Origin of the sequence: Corallococcus macrosporus (assembly GCF_017302985.1) — a bacterium.
In the GTDB taxonomy this organism is placed as follows: Bacteria; Myxococcota; Myxococcia; order Myxococcales; family Myxococcaceae; genus Corallococcus; species Corallococcus macrosporus_A.
On the sequence record NZ_JAFIMU010000007.1, the window covers coordinates 1919653 to 1941654 of the forward strand.

Annotated in this window: 18 protein-coding genes; 10 read left to right on the top strand and 8 right to left on the bottom strand. The window is 71.1% G+C overall.

The annotated features are described in order from the left end of the window. The first annotated feature begins 42 nt into the window (after positions 1–42). Positions 43–1131 carry an alkene reductase gene (locus JYK02_RS20170; protein ID WP_207053253.1) on the top strand — a complete coding sequence of 363 codons (1089 nt, stop codon included), beginning with the start codon at positions 43–45 and terminating at the stop codon, positions 1129–1131. Between the two features lie 18 nt (positions 1132–1149). Then, positions 1150–1995, top strand: coding sequence for a pirin family protein (locus JYK02_RS20175; RefSeq protein ID WP_207053255.1), 846 nt, complete (start codon positions 1150–1152; stop codon positions 1993–1995). A 1-nt stretch (position 1996) separates the two neighbouring features. Here the strand turns inward: JYK02_RS20175 and JYK02_RS20180 are convergent, their stop codons facing one another. Beyond that, positions 1997–2371, bottom strand: coding sequence for a DUF962 domain-containing protein (locus tag JYK02_RS20180; RefSeq protein WP_207053257.1), 375 nt, complete (start codon positions 2369–2371; stop codon positions 1997–1999). 226 nt (positions 2372–2597) lie between these two features. On the opposite strand from JYK02_RS20180, the gene JYK02_RS20185 reads away from it, so the two are divergent. The 3 genes from JYK02_RS20185 to JYK02_RS20195 are packed head-to-tail and all read left to right on the top strand — an operon-like array spanning position 2598 to position 5106. Beyond that, a complete protein-coding gene (locus JYK02_RS20185; protein WP_207053259.1) occupies positions 2598–3641 on the top strand; it encodes a hypothetical protein in 1044 nt (347 codons plus the stop codon). A 5-nt stretch (positions 3642–3646) separates the two neighbouring features. Continuing rightward, positions 3647–4780 (top strand): hypothetical protein, encoded by a 1134-nt coding sequence (locus JYK02_RS20190; protein WP_207053261.1) that lies wholly within the window; start codon positions 3647–3649, stop codon positions 4778–4780. A gap of 59 nt (positions 4781–4839) precedes the next feature. Beyond that, positions 4840–5106: a hypothetical protein gene (locus JYK02_RS20195; protein WP_207053263.1), complete on the top strand. Its 267-nt coding sequence runs from the start codon at positions 4840–4842 to the stop codon at positions 5104–5106. A 7-nt stretch (positions 5107–5113) separates the two neighbouring features. Here JYK02_RS20195 and JYK02_RS20200 read toward each other — a convergent pair whose 3' ends face one another. Further along, positions 5114–5884 carry a class I SAM-dependent methyltransferase gene (locus tag JYK02_RS20200; RefSeq protein ID WP_207053265.1) on the bottom strand — a complete coding sequence of 257 codons (771 nt, stop codon included), beginning with the start codon at positions 5882–5884 and terminating at the stop codon, positions 5114–5116. A 215-nt stretch (positions 5885–6099) separates the two neighbouring features. On the opposite strand from JYK02_RS20200, the gene ptsP reads away from it, so the two are divergent. From ptsP to JYK02_RS20215, 3 genes are read left to right on the top strand one after another with little or no spacing between them, the layout of a single operon-like run. Further along, entirely contained in the window at positions 6100–8610 is a 2511-nt protein-coding gene (gene ptsP, locus JYK02_RS20205) for a phosphoenolpyruvate--protein phosphotransferase (RefSeq protein ID WP_207053267.1), read from the top strand. Beyond that, positions 8607–9563 carry a 1-phosphofructokinase gene (pfkB, locus tag JYK02_RS20210; protein WP_207053269.1) on the top strand — a complete coding sequence of 319 codons (957 nt, stop codon included), beginning with the start codon at positions 8607–8609 and terminating at the stop codon, positions 9561–9563. The genes ptsP and pfkB overlap by 4 nt, the downstream gene beginning before the upstream one ends. A 31-nt stretch (positions 9564–9594) precedes the next feature. Beyond that, positions 9595–11391, top strand: a complete 1797-nt coding sequence (locus JYK02_RS20215) for a PTS fructose-like transporter subunit IIB (RefSeq protein ID WP_207053271.1) — start codon at positions 9595–9597, stop codon at positions 11389–11391. Here the strand turns inward: JYK02_RS20215 and JYK02_RS20220 are convergent, their stop codons facing one another. Continuing rightward, complete coding sequence (locus JYK02_RS20220) at positions 11392–12609, bottom strand: GAF domain-containing sensor histidine kinase (RefSeq protein WP_207053273.1); 1218 nt, start codon at positions 12607–12609, stop codon at positions 11392–11394. Positions 12610–12694: 85 nt separating this feature from the next. Beyond that, positions 12695–13165 (bottom strand): acyl-CoA thioesterase, encoded by a 471-nt coding sequence (locus JYK02_RS20225; protein ID WP_207053275.1) that lies wholly within the window; start codon positions 13163–13165, stop codon positions 12695–12697. A gap of 309 nt (positions 13166–13474) precedes the next feature. On the opposite strand from JYK02_RS20225, the gene JYK02_RS20230 reads away from it, so the two are divergent. Next, positions 13475–15163: a metallophosphoesterase gene (locus tag JYK02_RS20230; protein WP_242589091.1), complete on the top strand. Its 1689-nt coding sequence runs from the start codon at positions 13475–13477 to the stop codon at positions 15161–15163. Between the two features lie 2 nt (positions 15164–15165). On the opposite strand, the gene JYK02_RS20235 is transcribed toward JYK02_RS20230, so the two are convergent. Beyond that, on the bottom strand, positions 15166–16455 hold the full coding sequence (locus JYK02_RS20235) for a DUF4032 domain-containing protein (RefSeq protein ID WP_207053278.1): 1290 nt from the start codon (positions 16453–16455) through the stop codon (positions 15166–15168). Between the two features lie 90 nt (positions 16456–16545). Between JYK02_RS20235 and JYK02_RS20240 the strand changes: the two genes are divergently transcribed. Further along, positions 16546–18210: an alpha-amylase family glycosyl hydrolase gene (locus JYK02_RS20240; protein WP_207053281.1), complete on the top strand. Its 1665-nt coding sequence runs from the start codon at positions 16546–16548 to the stop codon at positions 18208–18210. Here JYK02_RS20240 and JYK02_RS20245 read toward each other — a convergent pair. The 3 genes from JYK02_RS20245 to JYK02_RS20255 form a co-directional block, all read right to left on the bottom strand. Beyond that, entirely contained in the window at positions 18207–19457 is a 1251-nt protein-coding gene (locus tag JYK02_RS20245) for an imm11 family protein (protein WP_207053283.1), read from the bottom strand. The genes JYK02_RS20240 and JYK02_RS20245 overlap by 4 nt on opposite strands. A gap of 16 nt (positions 19458–19473) precedes the next feature. Continuing rightward, positions 19474–20835, bottom strand: a complete 1362-nt coding sequence (locus JYK02_RS20250) for an AHH domain-containing protein (RefSeq protein WP_207053285.1) — start codon at positions 20833–20835, stop codon at positions 19474–19476. 81 nt (positions 20836–20916) lie between these two features. Beyond that, positions 20917–21990, bottom strand: a complete 1074-nt coding sequence (locus JYK02_RS20255; protein WP_207053287.1) for a glucodextranase DOMON-like domain-containing protein — start codon at positions 21988–21990, stop codon at positions 20917–20919. Positions 21991–22002: the final 12 nt, after the last annotated feature.

A 22002-nucleotide genomic window follows, 5' to 3' on the forward strand; every position in this document is an offset into this window, starting at 1 on the left:
GATGCCATGGCACGTCCATAGCGCCTGGAGCATTAACCGGCCATGGCAAACACCTCCAAGCTCCTCTCCCCCTTCCGTCTGGGCCGGCTCGAACTGAAGAACCGGCTGGTGATGGCGCCCATGACCCGCAGCCGGGCGCTCGTCGACGGCAACGTCCCCAACCCGCTGGCGGTGACCTATTACGTCCAGCGGGCCTCCGCGGGCCTCATCGTCACGGAGGGCACCCAGGTCAGCCCCCAGGGCGTCGGCTACATCCGCACACCGGGCATCCACTCGCCGGAGCAGGTGGCGGGCTGGAAGAAGGTGACGGACGCCGTGCACGCGGCGGGCGGCGTCATCTTCGCGCAGCTATGGCACGTGGGGCGCGTCTCGCACCCGGACTTCCACGGCGGTGAGCTGCCGGTGGCGCCCTCCGCCATCGCGGTGGAGCAGGACGTCTTCACCTTCCAGGGCAAGAAGCGCGCGGTGGCGCCCCGGGCCCTGGAGACGCACGAGCTGCCCGGCGTCGTCGAGCAGTTCCGCCAGGCCGCCCGCAACGCGAAGGAGGCGGGCTTCGACGGCGTGGAGCTGCACGGCAGCAACGGCTACCTGTTGGATCAGTTCCTGCGGGACAGCTCCAACCAGCGCACGGACGCGTACGGCGGCAGCATCGAGAACCGGGTGCGCTTCCCGCTGGAGGTGGCGCGCGCGGTGGCGGAGGTCTGGGGCGCGGAGCGCGTGGGCTACCGGCTCCACCCGCAGAACTTCCCCTACGGCGGCATGACGGACTCCACCCCCGTGGAGACCTTCACGCACATCGCGCGGGAGCTGGGCAAGCTGGGCCTGGGCTACCTGCACGTGACCGAGGCCGTCACGGGCCCCGCCGCCGTGAGCGCCGAGCAGCGCATCACGCCGCACATCCGCAAGGCCTTCCCGGGCACGGTCATCGCGAACGGCGGCTACGACGCGCAGGCCGGAGAAGCGGTGCTGGCGCGCGGCGAGGCGGACCTCGTGGCGTACGGCGTGCCGTTCCTCGCGAACCCGGACCTGCCGGAGCGCTTCCGCCGGTCCGCGCCGCTCAACACGCCGGACGCGGCGACCTTCTTCCAGGGCGAGGAGCAGGGCTTCACCAGCTACCCGGCGCTCACCTGAGCCCGGAGGGGAACCGTCATGAGCACGCAACGAAGGCTGGAGCGGATCATCCATCTGCCCGAACCCACGCAGGGGCAGTTCGGGCCCGCGCACACGGTGGTGCCGGTCATCTCACCGGAGGACTACGCGCGGTCGGATCCGTTCATCCTGTTGATGGACGACCGCATCGACGGAAAGCCGATTGGCGGGCCGCACCCGCACGCGGGCTTCGAGACGGTGACCCTGGTGGTGAAGGGCGGGATGACCCACGACAGCGGCAAGCTGGGTGAAGGGGACGTGCAGTGGATGACGGCCGGCAGTGGCGTCATCCACGGCGAGGGGCTGGAGGGAGACCTGGGCCAGGCGCGCATCCTCCAGCTCTGGCTCACGTTGCCGAAGGCGCAGCGCTGGGTGCCGGCGGGGTTCCAGGACCTGCCGTACGCGGAGCTGCCGGTGCGGCGCGAGCCGGGCGTGGAGGTGCGCGTGTACAGCGGCACGTCGGGCGCGGTGCGTTCGAAGACGAAGAACTACGTGCCCGTCACGCTGGCGGAGTTCCAGTTGGAGCCGGGCGCGTCCGTGGAGCAGGACCTGCCCGCCTCGTACAACGGCTTCTTCCTCGTGCTGGAGGGCGAGGTCGCGGTGGGGCCGGACCGCCGGTCGCTGAAGCCCGGGCAGGTGGGCTGGCTGGACCGGCCGGTGTCAGGAGGGGACAGCACGGTCCGCGTCACCGGGACGACGCGGGCGCGGGTGCTGCTGTACGCGGGCCAGCCGCAGCGGGACCCGCTGGTGAGCCACGGGCCGTTCATCGGGGACACCCAGGCGGACATCCTGAGGTCCATCGAGGGGTACAGCGCGGGCCGCTTCGGCCCACCGCCGCCGAGGTAGGTCAGCGGCTCTCGACGGGGGCCGGCGCCAGGGTGGCGGCGGCCGTCGCGCCGGCGTTGGCGCGCTCCAGGTGCGGACCCAGTTGGCCGGTCAGCATCAGCGCGGCCATGCGGAAGTCGGAGATGAGCGACCAGAGCGGGTACTTGAAGGTCGCGGGCCGGTTGTGCTCGATCTTGAAGTGGCTGGCCCACGCGAAGCCGTAGGCGCACACCAGGGCGGCGGGAATCAGGGCGCCGCGCCCGGTGACGGCGGCGGTGACGCCCAGGCCCACGCCCAGGCTGGTGCCGGCGAAGTGCAGCCAGCGTGTCGACGCCTGCGAGTGCTCGCGCAGGTAGAACGGCCAGAACTCGCCATAGGTCTGGATGCGGTCGGACATGAGGTGAAGTTGTGTCCAGCTGCCTGCCTCCCGTCAACCCATGCGGGGCTCTTCGTGCCCGCACCGACACCGTCCGGCCCTGGAGGCCCGGCAGCCGGCAGGAGGGCAACCGGGCGGTCCTCGACGCGTCCTGTCGTTTTCGGGCGGTCCGGGAACAATTCAGCGCGGGCGGCGGAGGCCGGGAAGAGGCGCGGAATGCGCGTGTCGTGAAAGACTCGGGGCGCGCATGAGTGACTGGACGCCCAAGCTGAACCCGACGGTGGACCTGCGGCGGCTTCCGCTGAACGCGGAGGAGGGCTTCGTGCTGTCGCGGCTGGACGGCCATACGCGGGAGAAGGACCTGCCCGCGCTGACGGGCTTCCCGCCGGACAAGCTGCGGGACATCCTCGCGAGGCTGGTGTCGCAGGGAGCGCTGCTGCCGGGCACGGAGGCCGTGAACACCGTGGTCCCGCCCACGGTGGAGCCGCGCGCGCCGACGCTCGACGCGAGCGACACGGAGCCGCTGCCGGAAGCGGAGGCCCCGGTCGATTCCGACGACGAGGCCGGTGCCACGGACGACGTGCCCGAAGCGGTGCTGGGTGATTACCGCAAGCTCTTCGAGACGCGGCTGCACGGACTGCCGGAGGACCAGCGGGTGGCGCTCGCGCACGGAGCGGAGGACCCGGAGCTGTCCGCGCTGTGCTTCGACCCGGTGCCCGCCGTCATCAAGGCGGTGCTGGAGAACTCACGGGTCGGGCTCGCGCATGCACGGCTCATCGCCAGGCACCACCGCAACCCGGTGGGGCTGGAGGCGCTGGTGGCCCGCGCGGCGTTCGCATCGGACACGGGCGTGCGCCGCTTCCTCGTGCGCAACCCGCAGTTGCCGGTGGCCCTCTTCCGCCGCCTGTGGGCGATGCGCCGCCTGATGGAGCACCACAAGCTCACGGTGGACCGCGACGTGCCAGAGCAGACGCGCCGCACCGCGAGGGAGCTGCTGCGCCAGCGCTTCTCCACCGGCCCGTCCGAGGAGAAGGTGGAGCTCATCCTCAACACGGAAGGCCGGGCCCTGGGCGTGCTCGTGGGCATGCCGGTGGACGGCAAGACGACGTCGCTGTTGTGTGGCCGCACGTACCGCTCGCCCATGCTGGTGCAGAACATCGCGCGCTGGAGCGCCGCGCCGCCCGCGCTCATCGCGCACCTGCTCAAGCAGGAGCTGGTCCGCCGTCAGCCCCAGTTGCGCATGATGCTCGCGCGCCACCCCAACGCCCCCGCTGACGCGAAGCGCGCCTGAGCCCCATGCCCCACGCCGAGGCCCGGGTCGTCCACTCGCTGAAGCAACACCTGCTCAAGCACGGGCTGCGCGAGTCGCGCGTCCTGCACCTGCTGGTGGACGCGCATCCGTCGTATGTCCGCAGCCCGTTCGCCCGGGCGCTGGAGCCCATGACCCAGCTCACGCTGGAGGACACGCGGCCCGACATCCTGTGCAGCGTGGCGCGGCCCGAGGGCGTCCTCGTCACCGGCATCGAGGTGAAGGCCTCCGAAAGGGATTGGGCTCACGGCCTGGGCCAGGCGCACACGTATCGCCCGAGCGTCCATCACGCCTACCTCGCCCTGCCCACGCCCGCGGGCAAGCTCCGCGCCCCCACGCTCGCGCAGGCGCGGCGCATCGGTGTCGGCATCCTCGCGCAGGACGCGAAGGACTGGGTGGAGGTCGTTCCCCCCGAGGACCCCTCCCCGCTGCCCCGCGCCGTCAGCCAGGCCTCCTCCCTGCTCGAAGGCGTCCCCGCCGCGCGCAGCCTTCAGCTCAACCATCCGCTCAACTACCTCGCGGCCGCGTTCCTCGCGGACCGTGGCCCTGCGTGCCGGTCGTTGCTGGACTCGCTCGAGGCTCACTGGAAGGCCCTGCGGACCGAGGGGACCCGGCGTCACGCCGCGACGGGAGCCAGCACGCTCGGGCTCCTGGACCTGGACTGGAAGCCGACGGTCGAGGGCCGGGCCGTGGCGGACCTCCTGGCCGCGCTCCACTTCGACCCGGACGCGCGCTACGAGAAGCGACAGCGCTTGCTGGAGGTCCATCCGGCCTTCGCCGCCGTGGCGCGCTTCGTCCTCATCCGTCAGCCCGCGGTGCGCCTCATCCACCGGACGCTCCTGGACCACGGCGGCAGCCTCACCCTGCCGAAGCTGGCCGTGGCCGCCGGCCGCGAGGACCTCGCGCTGGCGACGGCCCTCTTCCTCGCGGATCCGTCCATCGAGCTCAAACCCGGCCTGCGCGGCCCGGACATCTATCCGTCCAATGTCTTCAAGCTGAAGCAGAACCTCTGGCACGCGGGCCTGCTCGACACCAAGGCCCACGGCTCCTCCGGCAAGAAGGCCACCGTCTACCGGCCGGAGGAAGACGTCTGGGCCCTGCCCCGCGACAAGCGCTCTTGACTACAGCTGTAGCCATGGCATATCCGCTCCTGACTACAACTGTCGTCAGGAGGGATGCCATGGCCATGGACAGACCCGGTTCCGAAGTTCCGTCGTTCCTCCGGGAAGGGCTGGGCTGGCTGTTGGCCCTGCTGCTGCTGCTCGCGCTGCTGCCGTCCCTGCACCTGGGCGACGCGCTGCGCGCTGGCGAGGACACGGCCCGCGTCTGGTGGAAGACCGCGGCCACGATGCGCCGTCACGCAGCGCCGTTCGTCCTCGCGGAGCTGGAGTCGTGGTGGCACGAAGCGCTGGCGGCCCGGAGCGCGCCTCGGCCTCCGCGCGCGTGACGCGGCTTCAGGGCTTGCGCGCGGTGATGAGCGGCTGGTTGAAGCCCGTCTCCTCCGGCGTGTACCAGCGCGGATCCACGAGCCCCGCCTTCGTCAGCGCCTGCTCCAGCTCCACGGGTTGCAGCAGCCGGTAGACGCCGGTGTGCTCGGTGGTGTGCCAGATGCCGGACTCCTGGCGCAGGATGAACTGGCGCACCGTGTACTGCTTCTCATCCACCGCCCAATCCCAGACCTGGAAGAGCACGCGGCGGCCCAGCGGTGTGTCCAGCACGCGCTCGGCGGTGAAGCGCGGCCGCTTCTCCAGCAGCGCCGTGTGGTCGCGCAGGCTCGCCACCAGCAGGCCTCCGGGCACCAGGCGCGACGCCATCGCGGTCGCGGCGTCGTCCAGGTCCGAGTCCTCCAGCAGGTGCGCCATCGCGTTGTCGCACGACATCACCACGTGGAAGGTGCCCGGCACCTGCCAGTCCAGCATCCGCATGTCCGCCACGCCGGTGGTGATGCTCACGTGCATGGCGCGGGCTTCCCGCTCCGCGCGCGCCACGGCCGAAGGACTCAGGTCCGTGGCGTGCACCGCGTAGCCGCGTGACGCCAGCCCCAGCGCCTGCGTGCCGATGCCGCACGCGCAGTCCAGCACCCGGCGCGGCGGCGGCATCCCCGAGCGGCGCAGCAACGCGTCCAGCACCGCGCCCTGCCGGTCCACCGACTGCTCCCAGTCCGCGAAGAGCAGGTGGTACTCCTCGGCCAGCCCTTCGTAGAAGTCCAGGACGCTGTCAGACATGACGGCCTCCCCTTTAACACCCCCATGCGGGCCGTCACGCGCGCGGACGCCGGACGTCGCCTGTCCGTCATGTCGCTGGCGGGAGGTCTTCCCCTCTGTGAGCTGTTACCCGGAAGACGGGACTCGGGAAGCCCGCGCGCCATGGGCGGACACCGGGCAGGATGCACCGTCGTTCCCCGCGTGAAGCACGCGCGCACCCGAAGCAAGGAGCCCCGATGTTGACGCTGACGCCGTCGCAGGTCCGGCTGGGATGGACCGCCTCGGACAAGGCGGAGGCCATCCGCCTGGTCGGACAGGTGATGGTGGAGTCCGGCTTCATCTCGCCCGGCTACGTCGACAGCATGCTCAAGCGCGAGCAGGTGTCCGCGACCTTCCTGGGCCACGGCATCGCCATTCCGCACGGCCTGCCGGAGGCGCGCGACCTGGTGCTCCAGACCGGCGTCGTCGTGGTGCAGTTCCCCGCCGGGGTCGCCTGGAGCCAGGACGGCCATGCGCGCCTCGTGGTGGGCATCGCGGCGAAGTCCGATGAGCACCTCCAGGTGCTCGCCAACCTCACCGGCGTGCTGGGCGACGAAGCCCGCTCCGAAGCCCTGGCCTCCACGCGGGACACCGCCGCCATCGTGCAGGCGCTCAACGGCTCAGACGCGGAGCTGGAGCTGGACCCGGAGGAGCCACACGCCGCTCCCGTGCTCGACGGCCACGCGATCCAGGTCCTGTCCCCCTCGCCGCATGGCCTGCATGCGCGCCCCGCCACGGTGCTGGTGGAGGTGGCGCGCCGCTTCCGGGCGGACGTCACCGTGCACCACGAAGGGCGGCAGGCGAACGCCCGCAGCCTCCTGTCGCTTCTGCAGTTGGGTGCGCGAGGCGGCACGACGCTGACGCTCACGGCGGCGGGGGACGACGCGGACGCGGTGCTCCTCGCGCTGCGCGACGCCTTCGACGCGGGCCTGGGCGAGGCCACCGCCCACGCCACCCCTCCGGCGGCGCCGCCCGCGCCCACCGTGGTGCTCGACTACGAGGGAACGCTGGTCGCGGGCCTGTCCGCGTCACCGGGCATCGCGGCCGGGCCCGTGTGGGCCTTCCAGCGCGAACGGCTGGAGGTGGAGGAGCGGGCCGTCGACTCCGCGCGGGAACACCTGCTGCTGGAGGAGGCGCTGGCCGGAGCGGCGGCGGAGCTGCGCCAGTTGCACGAGGGCTTCCTGCTGAAGGCCGGAGCGCAGCGGGCCGCCATCTTCAAGGCGCACCTGGAGCTGCTGGACGACCCGGGGATGCTGTCGGAGACGCACGGCCTCATCGACACGGGGCTGAGCGCGGGCGCGTCCTGGCGCCGCGTCTTCGAGAGCCGCGCGCAGGCGCTGGCCGCGCTGGACGAGCCGGTGATGGCCGCGCGCTCCGCCGACCTGCGGGACGTGGGCCGGCGCGTGCTGCGGCCGCTGGCGAAGGTGCTGGAGGGCGAGCCCACCTTCCCGGACCATCCCGTGGTGCTGCTGGCGGAGGACCTGGCGCCGTCGGACACCGCGAAGCTGGACCCCGCCATGGTGCTGGGCCTGTGCACGGCGAGCGGCGGCACCACGTCGCACACGGCCATCATCGCGCGCTCGCTGGACCTGCCGGCGGTGGTGGCGGTGGGGCCGTCGGTGCTGGACCTGCGCAACGGACAGCACTGCATCCTGGACGGGGACGCGGGCGTGCTCGTGGTGGGCCCGTCGGAGCGGGACCGGACGAAGGCCGCGCACCAGCGCGATCGGATCCGCACCCGGCGCGAGGAAGAGAAGCTGGAGCGCTACCGGCCCGCCATCACGCTCGACGGCAAGCGCGTGGAGGTGGCCGCGAACATCAGCGAGGCCGCGGACGCGCGAAAGGCCGTGGACGCGGGCGGCGAGGGCGTGGGGCTGATGCGCACGGAGTTCCTCTTCCTCAAGCGCGACGAACCGCCCTCCGAGGAGGAGCAGTTCCACGCGTACCGGACCATGGTGCGGGCGCTGAACGGCCTGCCGCTCATCCTGCGCACGCTGGACATCGGCGGAGACAAGCACGTGCCGTATCTGTCGTTGCCGGCGGAGGAGAACCCGTTCCTCGGCGTGCGCGGCATCCGGCTGTGCTTCGAACGGGAGGACCTGTTCCGCACGCAGCTGCGCGCCATCCTGCGAGCATCCAAGGAGGGCCCGGTCCGCATCATGTATCCGATGGTGGCGATGCCGGAGGAACTGGCGAAGGCCCGCGCCATCACCGAGTCCGTGCGCCGCGAGGTCGGCGCGGATCCGGTGGAGACGGGCATCATGATTGAAGTGCCCTCGGCGGTGATGATGGCGGAGCGGCTGGCGCGCGACGTGTCGTTCTTCTCCATCGGCACGAACGACCTGACGCAGTACGTGCTCGCGATGGACCGGCAGCATCCGGTGCTCGCGCCCCAGGCGGACGGCCTGCATCCGGCCGTGCTGCGCATGGTGGACCTCACGGTGAAGGCGGCGAGGCGCGCGGGCATCTGGGTGGGCGCGTGCGGCGGCATCGCCGGAGATCCGTCCGGCGCGGTGGTGCTGTCCGGCCTGGGCGTGACGGAGCTGAGCGTGGCCATCCCCAGCATCCCGGCGGTGAAGGCGCTGCTCCGGGGCATCTCGATGGCGGACGCGGAAGGGCTGGCCCGCCAGGCGCTGGAGTGTGGCAACGCCGCGGAGGTGCGTGGCCTGGTGCGCGGCCTGGTGGCCCGGAACGGAGCGAAGGCGTGAGGCCGACGAAGCCGGGGGTGGTGACGGTCACGTTGAACGCGGCCATCGACCAGACGCTGGAGTGTCCGGGGTTCACGGCGGGCGCGGTGAACCGCGTGGTGGCGGAGACGCGCACGCCCGGGGGCAAGGGCATCAACGTGGCGGCGTTCCTCGCGGGAGGTGCCCGGCCGGTGACGGCGGCGGGCTTCCTGGGCACGGACAACGTGCCGCTGTTCGAAGCGCTGTTCCGCGAGCGAGGCATCCAGGACCAATGCATCCGGCTGCCCGGCTCCAGCCGGGTGAACATCAAGGTCGTGGACCGCACGAGCGGCGCGGTGACGGACCTGAACCTCCCCGGCCTGCGAGTCCCGGAAGAGGCGCTGGCCGCGCTGCTGGAGACGCTGGACGCGCTGGCGGAGGAGAACGGCTGCTTCGTGCTGTCAGGCAGCGTGCCCGCGGGAGTGCCCGCGTCCATCTACGCCACGCTGACGGAGCGCCTGCACGCGAAGGGCGCCCTCGTGGCGGTGGACACGAGCGGAGAGCCGCTGCGCCAGGCGGTGGCCGCGAAGCCGGACTTCGTGAAGCCGAACGCGCACGAACTGGGCGAGCTGGTGGAGCGACCGCTGAGGAACCCAGGCGAAGTGGCGCGAGCCGCGAGGGAGCTGCACGCGGGAGGCATCGGGCTGGTGGTGGTGTCGCTGGGAGCGGACGGAGCGCTGTTCGTCTCGGACGAAGGCGCATGGCGAGCCCTGCCGCCCCCGGTGGAGGTGGCGAGCACGGTGGGCGCGGGAGACGCGTTGGTGGCGGGAGTGCTGGCGGCAAGACTGGACGGCCACGACCTGGAGACCTGCGCGAGGAGGAGCACCGCCTTCGCCGCGGGGAAGCTCGCGAAGGTGGGCCCGGTGCCGCCAACGCCGGAGCGCGTGGCGGAGCTGCTCTGCGCGGTGCGGATGCACCCACTGGGCCCGGCCTGAGAAACAGCGGCACGACAAGGACTCGACGACGATGGCGAAACTGGTGGCGGTCACCGCCTGTCCCACGGGCATCGCGCATACCTTCATGGCAGCCGAGGCGCTGCGCCGCGTGGCGGACCTCAAGGGCCATGAGCTCTCGGTGGAGTCGCGCGGCGCGGAGGGCGTGCGCACGCCGCTGGATGAGGCCGTCGTGGCGCAGGCCGACGCCGTCATCCTCGCCACGGACATCACCGTGGATGAGTCACGTTTCCAGGGCAAACCCCTGGTCCGCACCTCGACAGCCGTGGCCATCCGCGACACCGAGCGCATCATCGACGAGGCCGTGGCCCGCGCCACGCTGCACCGCAAGACCGCCGAGCCCTCCACCGACGCGACCTCCCGCAAACCCGTCGCCCCGGAGCCCGAAGCACCACGCCGCGCGGACACGTCCGCGCCCACTCGCACGCCTCCGCCCTCCACGCCCATGGGCACGCTGGTCGCGGTGACGGCGTGCCCCACCGGCATCGCGCACACGTTCATGGCCGCGGAGGCGCTCACTCGCGCGGCGCGTGCCCGGGGCTATGCCATCCGCGTGGAGACCCAGGGGTCCGTGGGCGCGAAGAACACGCTGACCTCGGAGGAGATCGCCCAGGCGGACGCCGTCATCATCGGCGCGGACACCCATGTCTCCACGGAACGCTTCGCCGGCAAGCGCCTGCTCCAGACCTCCGTGGGCGAAGCCCTGAAGCAGGCCGACCGCGTCGTGGAGCAGGCCCTCGCCCTGCCCCCACCGTCAGGCTCCACGCCCTCCCTCCCCGCCGCTCCCGTCCGCGCCGAACCCACGGGCGCGTACAAGCACCTGCTCACGGGCGTGTCGTTCATGCTCCCGTTCGTCGTCGCGGGCGGCCTGCTGCTGGCCCTGTCGTTCGTCTTCGGCATCGACGCGTACAAGCAACCCGGCACGCTGCCCGCCGCGCTGAAGGGCATTGGCGACGCGGCCTTCGCGCTCATGGTCCCCGCGCTCGCGGGCTACCTCGCGTACTCCATCGCGGACCGCCCCGGCCTCGCGCCGGGCTTCATCGGCGGCATGCTGGCGAACCAGCTCGACGCGGGGTTCCTCGGCGGCATCGCGGCGGGCTTCCTCGGGGGCTACGTGACGCGCCTGCTGCGCGACCGCATCCGCCTGCCCGCGAACCTGGAGGGCCTCAAGCCGGTGCTCGTCCTGCCGCTCCTGTCCGCGCTCATCGTCGGCCTGCTGATGACCTACGTCATCGGCGCGCCCGTGGCCGCGCTCATGGGCGCCCTCACCCGCTTCCTGCATGGCCTGTCCGGCACCAACGCCGTGCTCCTGGGCCTGCTGCTGGGCGCGATGATGGCCGTCGACACCGGAGGCCCCATCAACAAGGCCGCCTATGCCTTCGGCGTGGGCCTGCTCGGCTCCAACACGTTCACCCCCATGGCCGCGGTGATGGTCGCGGGCATGACGCCGCCCCTGGGCATCGCCCTGGCCACCGTGGTCTCGAAGCGCCGCTTCACCCTCCAGGAGCGCGAGGCCGGCAAGGCCGCCGCCGTGCTGGGGCTCGCCTTCATCACCGAGGGCGCCATCCCCTACGCGGCCCGCGACCCGCTGCGCGTCATCCCCGCCATGGCCTTCGGCTCCGCCGTCGCGGGCGCCGTGTCCATGGGCTTCGGCTGCGCGCTGCGAGCCCCCCACGGCGGCGTCTTCGTCTTCGCCATCCCCAACGCCGTGCAGCCGCTGGGCCCCTACGTCCTGGCGCTCGTCGCCGGCACACTGGCCACCACGCTGGCGCTCGTCGTGCTCAAGCGCCCCCTGCCGGACGCGGGCTGATCAACACCCGCGCGGCAGGTGCACCCGGAAGGTCGTGCCCGCCTCGGCCGTGGACGCCACCTCCACCTCGCCGCCGTGCGCGCGGACGATCTGATTCACGATGAAGAGGCCCAGCCCCACGCTGCGGTGCTCGCTGCCCTCCGTGGTGCCCCGGGTCATCGGCTCGAAGAGCACGGGCAGCAGCGCCTGCGGGATGGGCGTCCCCGCGTTCGTCACCGCCAGCATCACCTCCCGCTCGTCGCCGCGCGCCTCCACGCGGATGTGCGCGCCCGGAGCGCTGTACTGCACGGCGTTGGTGAGGAGGTTGGTCAGCACCTGCGCGATTCGGTCCGGGTCCCACTTCCCGCACCCGTTGCCCTCGCACACCAGGTCCAGCGTGCGCCCCTGCGCGGTGAGCCGCACCTCGTCCACCACCTGCTCGGCGACCTCATGCAGGTTCATGGGCTGGGGCTTCACCGGCAGGGGCATGCCCGTGCGCACGTGGGTGAAGTCCAGCAGGTCGCGGATGAGCCGGTTCGCCCGGTCCGACGAGTCCAGGATGCGCCGCAGCCCGCGCCGGGCCCGGTCATCCAGGTCGTTCCTGCGCATCAGCGTCGCCGCCGCCAGCGAGATGGCGTTGAGCGGGTTGCGCAGGTCGTGGCTGACGATGCCCATCAGCTGCTCGCGCAGGACCGACGCCTCGTGGGCCCCCAGCAGCTGCGAGTCGCGGTCGGAGAGCACCTCCTCCTGCTCCAGTTGGTGGCCCACCAGCTCCCCCAGGTGGCGGAAGATCTCCAGCGTCTCGTCGGTGAGGTCCGCGGGCCGCGAGTCCAGCGCGCACATCACGCCGAAGAAGTCCCCGTTGCGCCGGTACAGCGGCACCGCGATGTAGCTCTCCACGTTGTACATCTTCGGCGCGGGGTGGTTCTGGAAGACCGGGTCCTGGCTGGCGTGGTTCACGCGCAGCGGCCTCCCCATGTTCCGCACGGTGTTGCAGAACGTGGTGCTGACGACCAGCGTGTCCCCGGCCTTCAGCCCGAAGCCCATCTCATCCAGCACCGCGCAGCACGTCCACGACTCCGGCGTCACGCGCGCAACCACCGCCAGGCGCAGCCCCGTGGTCCGCGTCAGCACCCGGAGCACCGTCTTCACCGCTTCGATGCGCCCTACGGCTTCCACATCCGCGGAGACGGAAACCGGGGGACGGATGTGGGAGTGGGCGGGCTGGGAAGGGCTCATGAAGTTCCTCACGGCCGAGTCTATCCAGCACGCCGGAGCGATGCTCATGGACTTCGGTCCATGGTGGCACGCGCCCGCTCGCGAACTACGCCTGCCCCCCAGCCATCCGACCCTCGAGCCGCTCGATGGCCGCGCGCACCGAGGGTGGCACCGGCACCTTCTCGTGCGTGGCGTAGCGCAGCGTCACGATGATGGAGCCGCCGCGGGTGTAGAGGACGCCGTCGTCCGCGCCCGCCACCGCGTGCTCGAAGGTGATGGAGGAATTGCCCACCCGGGTGACGCGCGCGCCCGCCACCAGGTTCACCGGGAACACCACCGGCTTGAGGTAGTCCGCGTGCGTGTTCGCCAGGATGGGGCCCACCCCGTCCGCCGTCGTCGTGTCCGCCCCCGCGCCGGACGGCCCCACCAGCCCGACGCGGGCCATGTACGCGATGCGCGCGGACTCGAACCAGGTGAACGTGCGGGCGTTGTTCACGTGCCCGTACGCGTCCATCTCGCTCCAGTGCACGGGGAAGGGCACGACCACGGGGAAGTCCTTCAGGGAAGCATTCGACATGTCCCCAGGCTCTCAAGGACCGTCCCGCCAGGGAACGGAAACCACGCCTGCCTGCCCTCCAGGAGCCCGGGGCAGACATGCTAAGCCAGGGGTCCATGGCTCTCCGGTCCACGCTGGCGCCGCCCGCCTTCCCGTCCCTTCCCTCCGCCGTCCGGGGTCCTCGCGATGGCCGGTGAGCCCGTGCGTCCGGACGGGGACCGCCGCTACGACCCGCCCGCGCCCTGGGAGGAGCAGGGCCCCACGCCTCCGCCGCACATCGTGCGCGAGCGCGGCAGCGCCACCGCCACCAAGCCGCAGAAGCACGCGGACATGGTGCGCTGGCTGCACCCCACGCAGGTGCTGCGCACGGGGCTGGACGCGGTGGTGGCCACGGTGTTCGGCGCGCGAGCGGACCACCGGCTCATCGAGGCGGTGGTGCGTCCGCAGCAGCCCTACTTCGACTACTCGCAGGAGACGGGCGCGGACGGGGACTTCTGGCTCGACTACGTCTCCGACATCGGCGACGGCTGGGACTCCACGTACGCGGTGGCGCGCCTGCTGGCGCTGCCGGAGCTGCGGCTGCCGGAGGAGGACGGCAAGACGGCCCACGTCACGCCGCGAGGCCGCGTGCTGGTGTTCGGCGGCGACGAGGTCTACCCGGGCGCCAGCCGCGAGACGTACGAGGAGCGCACGGTGCAGCCCTACGAGGCCGCCATGCGCCGCTCGCAGGCGCCCCACCCGGACCTGTTCGTCATCCCGGGCAACCACGACTGGTACGACGGCCTGTCCGCGTTCATGCGGCTGTTCTGCGCGCAGCGCTGGGTGGCCGGACGCCGCACGAAGCAGAGCCGCAGCTACTTCGCGCTGAAGCTGCCGAAGAACTGGTGGCTCATCGGCACGGACGTGCAGCTCAACAGCGACATCGACGTGCCGCAGGTGGAGTACTTCCGCCAGGTGGCCGAGCAGATGGGCCCCGACGACCGCGTCATCCTCTGCAACGCGGAGCCCGCGTGGGTGCTGGCGGCCGCGGCCCGGCGCGCCAAGGGCAGCTACCTGGAGAACAACCTGGAGTACCTGGAGGAGAAGGTGCTCGGGCGTCGCATCGCCGTGTTCCTCGCGGGCGACCTGCACCACTACCGCCGTCACGAGGACGACACCGGCCAGCACCGCATCACCGCGGGCGGCGGCGGCGCCTTCATGCACCCCACGCACGCGCCCGCGGCGCCCGTGCTGCGCGACGGCTCCACGCTGCGCAAGAGCTTCCCGGACGAGGCCACGTCGCGGAAGCTCGCGCGCAAGAACCTGTTCCTCATCCGCTACAGCCCGCTGTTCGGGCTCATCACCGGCCTGTGGTACCTGCTGCTCGCGCTGGCGGCCTACGCGGAGGTGGGCTCGCTGGGCATCTCCCGCCTGCCCGAGGTGGTGACGGCGGTGGCCAACAGCATGGTCAACCGGCCCTGGACGCTCATCCTCGGGATGGTGACGGTGGGCGGACTCGCGGGGCTGGCGGACGCGGCGCTGGGGAAGTGGCGCGCGCTGCTGGGCAGCCTGCACGGCGTGGCGCACATCGTGGCGGCGTTCTTCGTCGCCTGGGGAGGCACGTACCTCACGGTGAGCAAGCTGGGCGTGTGTCCGGTGCTGACGCCGGATGGCGCGCACTGCGCGGACGGCTGGCTGCACCTGGCGGGCAAGTTCTTCTTCTCCTGCGCGTTCACCTTCGTGGGCGGCTTCCTCGTGGGCCCGTTCATCACGGGCCTGTACCTCTGGCTGAGCGTGAACTTCTTCGGCGCGCACTCCAACGAGGCCTTCGGGTCGCTCGCGCTGCCGGACTGGAAGAACTTCCTGCGCATGCGCATCGGGAAGGACGGGGCGCTGACCATCTACCCCGTGGGCCTGGAGCGCGTGCCGCGCAAGTGGAAGCCCACCGGCGCGGGCCCCATGTCGCCCGCGTTCGACCCGGACGACCCGAACGCCACCGAGCCGTTCCTCATCGAGCCGCCCATCCGCGTCTGCCGCTGACGCTACCCCTCCGAGCCGGTGACGCGCGACGCGTCCTGCAGGAGCGGCGCGATGCCGGGCTGCTTGCGCGTGAGCGTCACGTAGCCCTGGAGCGCCGCGTCCAGGCCCACGTCGCGCTTGGCGCGCTCGGACAGGAACCACTTGTGCTCCAGCACCTGGCAGTAGAGCTCCGCGGTGTCCGCCGCGCGGCCCAGTTCCTTCTGAAGGCGTGACAGCGTGGGGTGGTAGCGCTCGTCCAGCCAGCGGAACGCGGCCACGCTCAGGGGCACGCTGCGGTCCAGCTTGCGCGTGAGCGTGGCCTTCATCTCCTGCATCTCGTTGAGCAGCAGGCTCGCCTGGCGCTCCTCCGCGACGATGCCGGTAAGCGAGTGCAGCTGGTGCCGGTGGTACTCGCGGTCCGTGACGATGGTGCGCATGCGCAGCTGGCTGCCCTGCCCGCTCGCCAGCAGCTCCACCTCGCCCACGGAGAAGCCCAGGTCGTTGAGCGTGCGGATCCGCTCGTGGATGCGGTAGCTCTCGTGCGGCTGGAGGATGAGCTCGCGATTGATTTCGGCCCACAGCCGCTCGTAGCGCTGGCGGATGCTGGCCGCCGTCTCCTGCCAGGCCTCCAGCTCCTGCGGCAGCTCCTCCGCCAGCTCCACGCGCGCGGCCAGGTCCGCCAGGCCCCCGGCGACGTTCTCCTCCATGATTTGAAGGTCCATCTCCCGCTGGCCGGCGGAGAGCTGCTCGTGCAGCTCGGACGTCTCCGCGTCCACCGCGTACGCCTGCAATTCGCCCGCGTCGCGGCGGAAGAGCACGTTGGAGAGCGAGCAGTCTCCCCAGAAGAATCCGCCCAGGTGCAGCCGCACCAGCAGGCCCGCCATCGCGTCCAGCAGCCGCGACCGGTAGCGCTCCAGTCCCTGGTGCATGAACAGCGCGCGGTACGGCAGCGACGAGGCGAGGTATTGGGTGATCAGCAGCCCGGGCCGGTCGCCTGGCGCGGACTCCAGCCCTTCTTCCGTCTGGACCGCCAGGCCCACGGGACACACCGACGGCAGGCGGCGGTCCTCCAGGCCGCGCAAGAGGTCGTACTCGCGCTGCGCCACGCGCACGGGCGTCTCCTTGAAGGCGTAGATGGTGGCGCCGTAGCTGACGAAGACGACGACGTGCCGGGACAGGCCGCGCGGCACCTCCACCACGCGCGGTGAACGCTCCGTCCACGCCTCCAGCGGCAGCTCCCACGGAAGGTCGAGGAAGTCCGGGTGCTCCTGCCGGATATGCAGGGAATGGAGGCGGCGCGCGGGGTGGGACATGGCGGCCACGAGCCTAGCGTCCGGGTGAGCGCGCGGCATCCGGGGCCCGCGCTGGCCCGCGTGGAACGTTCGCTGTTAGAGGGAGAAGCCATGCGCCCCCTCCGCGGACTCTCCCTCTGTGGCGCGGCCCTGCTGTCGGCCTGCGCCGGTTCCCCGCCTTCGACGCCCGTCACCCCGCCCGCGTCCGGAAACATCACGCTCGCCGCGCCCGCGGGAGACGCGTGGTACCGGGGCGCGGTGTTCTATGAGGTGTTCGTGCGCAGCTTCCAGGACTCCAACGGCGACGGCGTGGGGGACCTGCCGGGGCTCATCTCGCGGCTGGACTACCTGAACGACGGCAACCCCGCGACGACGGACGACCTGGGCGTGGACGCGCTGTGGCTGATGCCGGTGTTCGCGTCGCCCAGCTATCACGGCTACGACGTGACGGACTACGAGCGCATCCAGACGGCGTACGGCTCGCTGGAGGACCTGCAGCGGCTGTGTGACGAGGCGCACCGCCGGGGCATGCGCGTCATCCTCGACTTCGTCATCAACCACACCAGCTCGCAGCATCCATGGTTCGTGGACTCGGCGTCCTCGGCGCGGTCGGCGAAGCGGGACTGGTATCAGTGGCGTGCGAACAACCCGGGCTGGGCGCAGCCGTGGGACATCTACTCGCAGACCAACACGTGGCATCAGCAGGACACCGGCTGGTACTACGGCGCCTTCTGGGGCGGCATGCCGGACCTGAACCTCCAGACGCCCGCGGTCCGCGAGGAGATGAAGCGCCTGGCGACGCTGTGGCTCCAGCGCGGCGTGGACGGCTTCCGGCTGGACGCCGCGCGCTACCTCATCGAGACGGGCAGCGGCGCGGGGCAGGCGGACACGCCGGAGACGCACGCGTTCTGGAAGGAGTTCTCCGCGCACGTGCGCTCGGTGAAGCCGGACGCGGTGCTGGTGGGTGAGAACTGGAGCGAGACGCCGTCGGTGGGGAAGTACTACGGCTCCACGGCGACGGTGCCGGGCGGGGACGAGCTGCCGCTCAACTTCAACTTCCCCATGTCCGCGCGAGTGATTGAAGGCATCAACGGGGGCAACGCCGGGGGCGTGGCGGCGAAGCTGCTGGAGATGAAGAACAATTACCCGGCGGGCGTGGCGGACGCGCCGTTCCTGACCAACCACGACATGGTGCGGCTGGCGACGCAGTTCACGAACGACGGGGCGAAGCTGGGGCTCGCGGCGTCGGTGTTGCTGACGCTGCCGGGAGCCCCGTTCCTCTACTACGGCGAGGAGGTGGGCCTGGGGAACGGCAACGCCAACAACGACGAGTCCAAGCGCACGCCGATGCCCTGGACGGCCGCGGCGGGCGGAGGCTTCACGACGGGCTCACCGTGGTACGCGTTCTCCAGCGGCCGGGAGACGGCGAACGTGGAGGCGCAGCGGAACAACCCGGGGTCGCTGCTGTCGCGTTACCGGGCGCTCATCCACGCGCGCCAAGGCTCGGAGGCGCTGCGCAACGGAGGCCTGCGACTGTTCACGCCGACGACGGGCGTGTCGCGCTCGCTGGCGTTCGTGAGGACGCTGGGAGACGAGCAGGTGCTGGTGGTCCACAACTTCTCCACCGCGCAGGAGTCGGTGGGCCCGTTCGACGTGGAGGCCACGACGGCGGAGCCGCTGTTCCTGGACAACGGCGTGACGCCGCTCACCGGCGGCACGGGAGCGTGGAAGACGAGCGTGCCAGCGCGCGGCACGGGCATCTGGCGGCTGCGCTAGCTGACGACAGGTTGGCGCCACGAACGGGAGAGGTGCCCCTCTCCCGCGTCCTTGAAGCGGCGGATGAGCTCCGCCGCCGCGCCCTTGCCCTGACGGAGCAGCCATTGCAGCTCCGCGGGCATCAGCGCCTTCACGGTGAGCAGCCGGACCTCGCCCCCGGGAATCGAGAAGCGCGAGGGCAGTGAGTCCGTCTCCATGCCAATGAGCACGGCCACGCGGCCCTCGGGAGTGACGAGGGTTTCAGGCATGCCCACGCCATCCACCTCCATGGACAGCGTGCCCTTGGACAGGGTGACGCGGAGCTTCTCGAACTCAGCGACCTCGTAGGCGACACGTTCGAGCAGGTGCACCGGCCAGCTCTTCCACACCTCTCCCAGAGGCTCCGGAGTCTCGATGGCGAGCTCCAGTCCGAAGCCCGCGGTAGGCCGGTCGAGGATGTCGTTGAACGGGTCGGACAGGCCGTCGGTGACGATGAGCATGTGGCCGTCAGGACGTTGCATGGCGGTCCAGTTCTGTCTCTCACCGGGCCACGGGCCGCCCACGACGGGAGGAATGTAGAAGTCGTCCGACATGTCGCCGAGTTCGCGCCACACGGCCGCACGAGCCAATCGAGCCTGGTGCCACAACTCGGCGCGCATCCTTGTCTCCGCTCGGCGAACAGGGTCGAACGTCGGCGGCCCCGTGACCGCTTCGAACTTCGCGCCTGTGATGCCCGCGCGCTCCATCGCGTCCTTGATGTCCTCGGAGACGATGAGCGAGCCCTTCCACTCCGACGGACGAAACACCTTGGCGTCGCCTACCTTCGACGGGTCGATGCGCATGCCTGAAATGGAGAAGAGCTTCCCAACCTTTTCAGGAAGCCCATCCTCCTCGGTCCAGTAGTCCACCTCAGCGGAAGCCTCGGTATCGATGCATGGAAAGGTGCGGAGGGCATTGAGGATGAAGTACGGCCCCGCGTGGGAATCAACCTCGACGGGAATCAACTCCACGTCACCTGGAGCCAGTTCCTGGAAGACGGTGGCCAGCTTCGCACTGACAACCGGGGTACCGAACGCGGCATGGGAGTAGTCATGCGCCTCTCCCTCCACACTTAGCGGGAGCCTGATCAGCCCCTTGAAGTGGGCAGGCTCGCCCACACTGAATTGCCAGGGGTCCTCGAGCTCTCTTCTCCGAGCATCAAGCGGATGCCCCAAGCACCAGAATCCTTCTGCGACACGCTCGTAGAGGTCAAAGTAGTGCGTCGGCATGGGCGGAGTTCCTATGTCACTCCAGGCCAGTGACCCATCGATTCAAGTCCGTCCCTTCCGTTTGAATCTGGTTTGCGAGCCTGCGCAGTACTTTCGTCAAAGCAACACGGCAGTCCTGCATTGTCCTGCATTTTTCCGTCGCGTCCCGCAGAGCAGTGAAGACCCTCTGGTGGTACGCCTCAGGATGTGGACCTCGATGTCCCGGCACACTCACTTTATTCGCGGCATCGTCGAGTGACATCCCCGCCTTATCGAAGATTTCTTGGAACTTTGGCGACCACGGGCCGCCTCGGTTTGTGGCGTTCCAGAACTTGTTGGATGCGATGTGGTGCTCCTGCCCCTTTGCATCCACGCCCGTCGCGACAGGGCCCTTGTCGTCCCGCGCGGACATGGATACAGCGTTCGGCGCCAGCACCAGGGTGATGACGCCCTCGGAGGACACGGCCGCGGACTCCACCTGCGCAGCCGCGCCCAGCCGGACACCCGCGGACTCCGCGGCCACCAGCGCGGCCTGTCCTGAGCCCGGGAGCGTGGCGACCTTCGCCGCGAACGTCTCCGCCGTGCTGCCCACCGCAGCGAGCGCCAACATCACGAACGCCCGCGCCGCGTTCTGCCCCATCACCTCGCCGTACTCCTCTCCCGCGTCGCGAAGCTCATCGAACGTCCGGGCCATCCGCGCCTGTTCGGACAGCTCGATCCACCCCTGGATGAGGTTCCACACCGTGTCGATGCCCAGGTAGGCGATGAGCGCCACGGTCATCGCCGCCGCGAGTCCCTTCGACACGGGCTCCGGCATCAACCACAGCGCCAGGTACACCGTGCCCGTCGCGACGAGGGTCGTGAGCACCGCCCGCGGATCTGTCATCCCCACCAGCGCTTCCGACGTCTCGTCCCACACCGAGTCCAGCGCGATGGCGAACGCCAGCGAGCGCCGCCCGTCCTCGTCCAGAACAGACCCGGCCTCCAGCAACTGGAGACAATCGCCCGGTGTCTGCTTGCGCTGGCACCAACGCCCGTAGGCGCTCGCCAGCTCCCGGTCCGGGTCCTCCACCCGCAGCCGCGCACGCGGGGGCTCATCCACGGAGAGCAGCCCCAGGCGCCCGCGCACGTGGGCATACGCCTTCGTGGAGAACGCGCCCGCGAACCGCCGGTACGCCTCCTCGCGAGGACGCGGGGACACCGGCGCGTCCTCCACCAGCGTCCGCACCGCCTCCGTGAACGCGTCCTCATCCAGCGGCTCGGGTTCCACCTCCGCCCGAGGCACATGGACAACCGGCGCCCCACGTCCCGTCTTCAGCCGGACGCCGCGCGCCGCTGAACATCCCGTGCCCAGCAGCAACAGCAGCACCGCGACCGCCCAGCTCCGGCACGAGGACATGGCTGCCTCCAGGGCATCCATCCTCGGCCGCGCGGGCTCACCTCAACCAGGACCTCCCGCGAGCCCCACGGGAGCCCTCCATCACGGGGCGGGCGACGACGGACCCACGGCTCCCGCATCCACGGCGGGCGCGGCCTCGGGCACACCGGCATCCTCCACCGTGCCCGCCTCCGGAGCAGCCTCCGCCGCCGGAGCCACGGCCTTCCCCGAAGGCACCACCGCGCTCCACGCCGGCTTCGAGGCCCCCAGCACCTCCTCCTGCGTCGTGCCCGGCGCCACCAGCAGGTCCACCACCGGCGACTGTGACGGGTCTCCCTTGCGCCCGCCACCGAAGCGGTCGTTGTACGGCTCGCCCGCCATGATGCCCATGGCCATGAGCTGCTGATTCGCGGTCGTGTCCCCGCCAAACATCCCGCCCAGCGACACGCGCCGGTCGAGGGTCGCGCCCGTCACCGCCACGCCGTAGCCCCAGTCCGCGCTCGCGTGCGAGCCCAGGAAGCGGTCCGGCACCCGGAACATCACCGTGCGTCCGCTCACCTGGATGACCGTGGGGAAGAACACCCGCGCCTCCAGCTCCTGCTCCGTGGCCGCGTTCAGCTCCGACTCCACCTTGCCGCCAATGGGCCCCGTCTTCTTCTCGTAGGCATCCAGCGCCACCTGCCGCCATTGCTTGCGCAGCGACTCGCGCGCCTCGTAGGGACGCGGCGTCAGCACCACCGCCTTCTCCCACCCCGAGTCCGCCGCCAGCGTGAGCCCGCGCCCCGGCAGCGTGTCCGTACGCCCGGACCCCGGCTTGCGGTCCTGGTCCACGTACAGGTCCACGTTGAACGTGTAGAAGCCGTGCCGCGCCCGCTCCGCGACCGTCGCGCCCTCCAGGTCCACCGACTGCGCGCGCGAGGGCTTCGCGATGGGGCGCGCGAACGTCACCTCGAACCGCGTCGCGTCGCCGTCCGCGAACGCCGCCACCGACACCACGTCCAGGTCCCCGGGCCCCAGGTCCGTGCGGCGCGGATACACCAGCTCGCCGTCGCCGTGGTCGTCCCCCACCGGATCCGTCAGCCGGAACAGCAGCGCGTCCTCGCGCGTCTTTCCACCGGAACACGCGGCCAGGGAGGAAGCGAGCAGGAGCGCGGACACGCGGGAACGCACGAACATGGAGGGCACCTC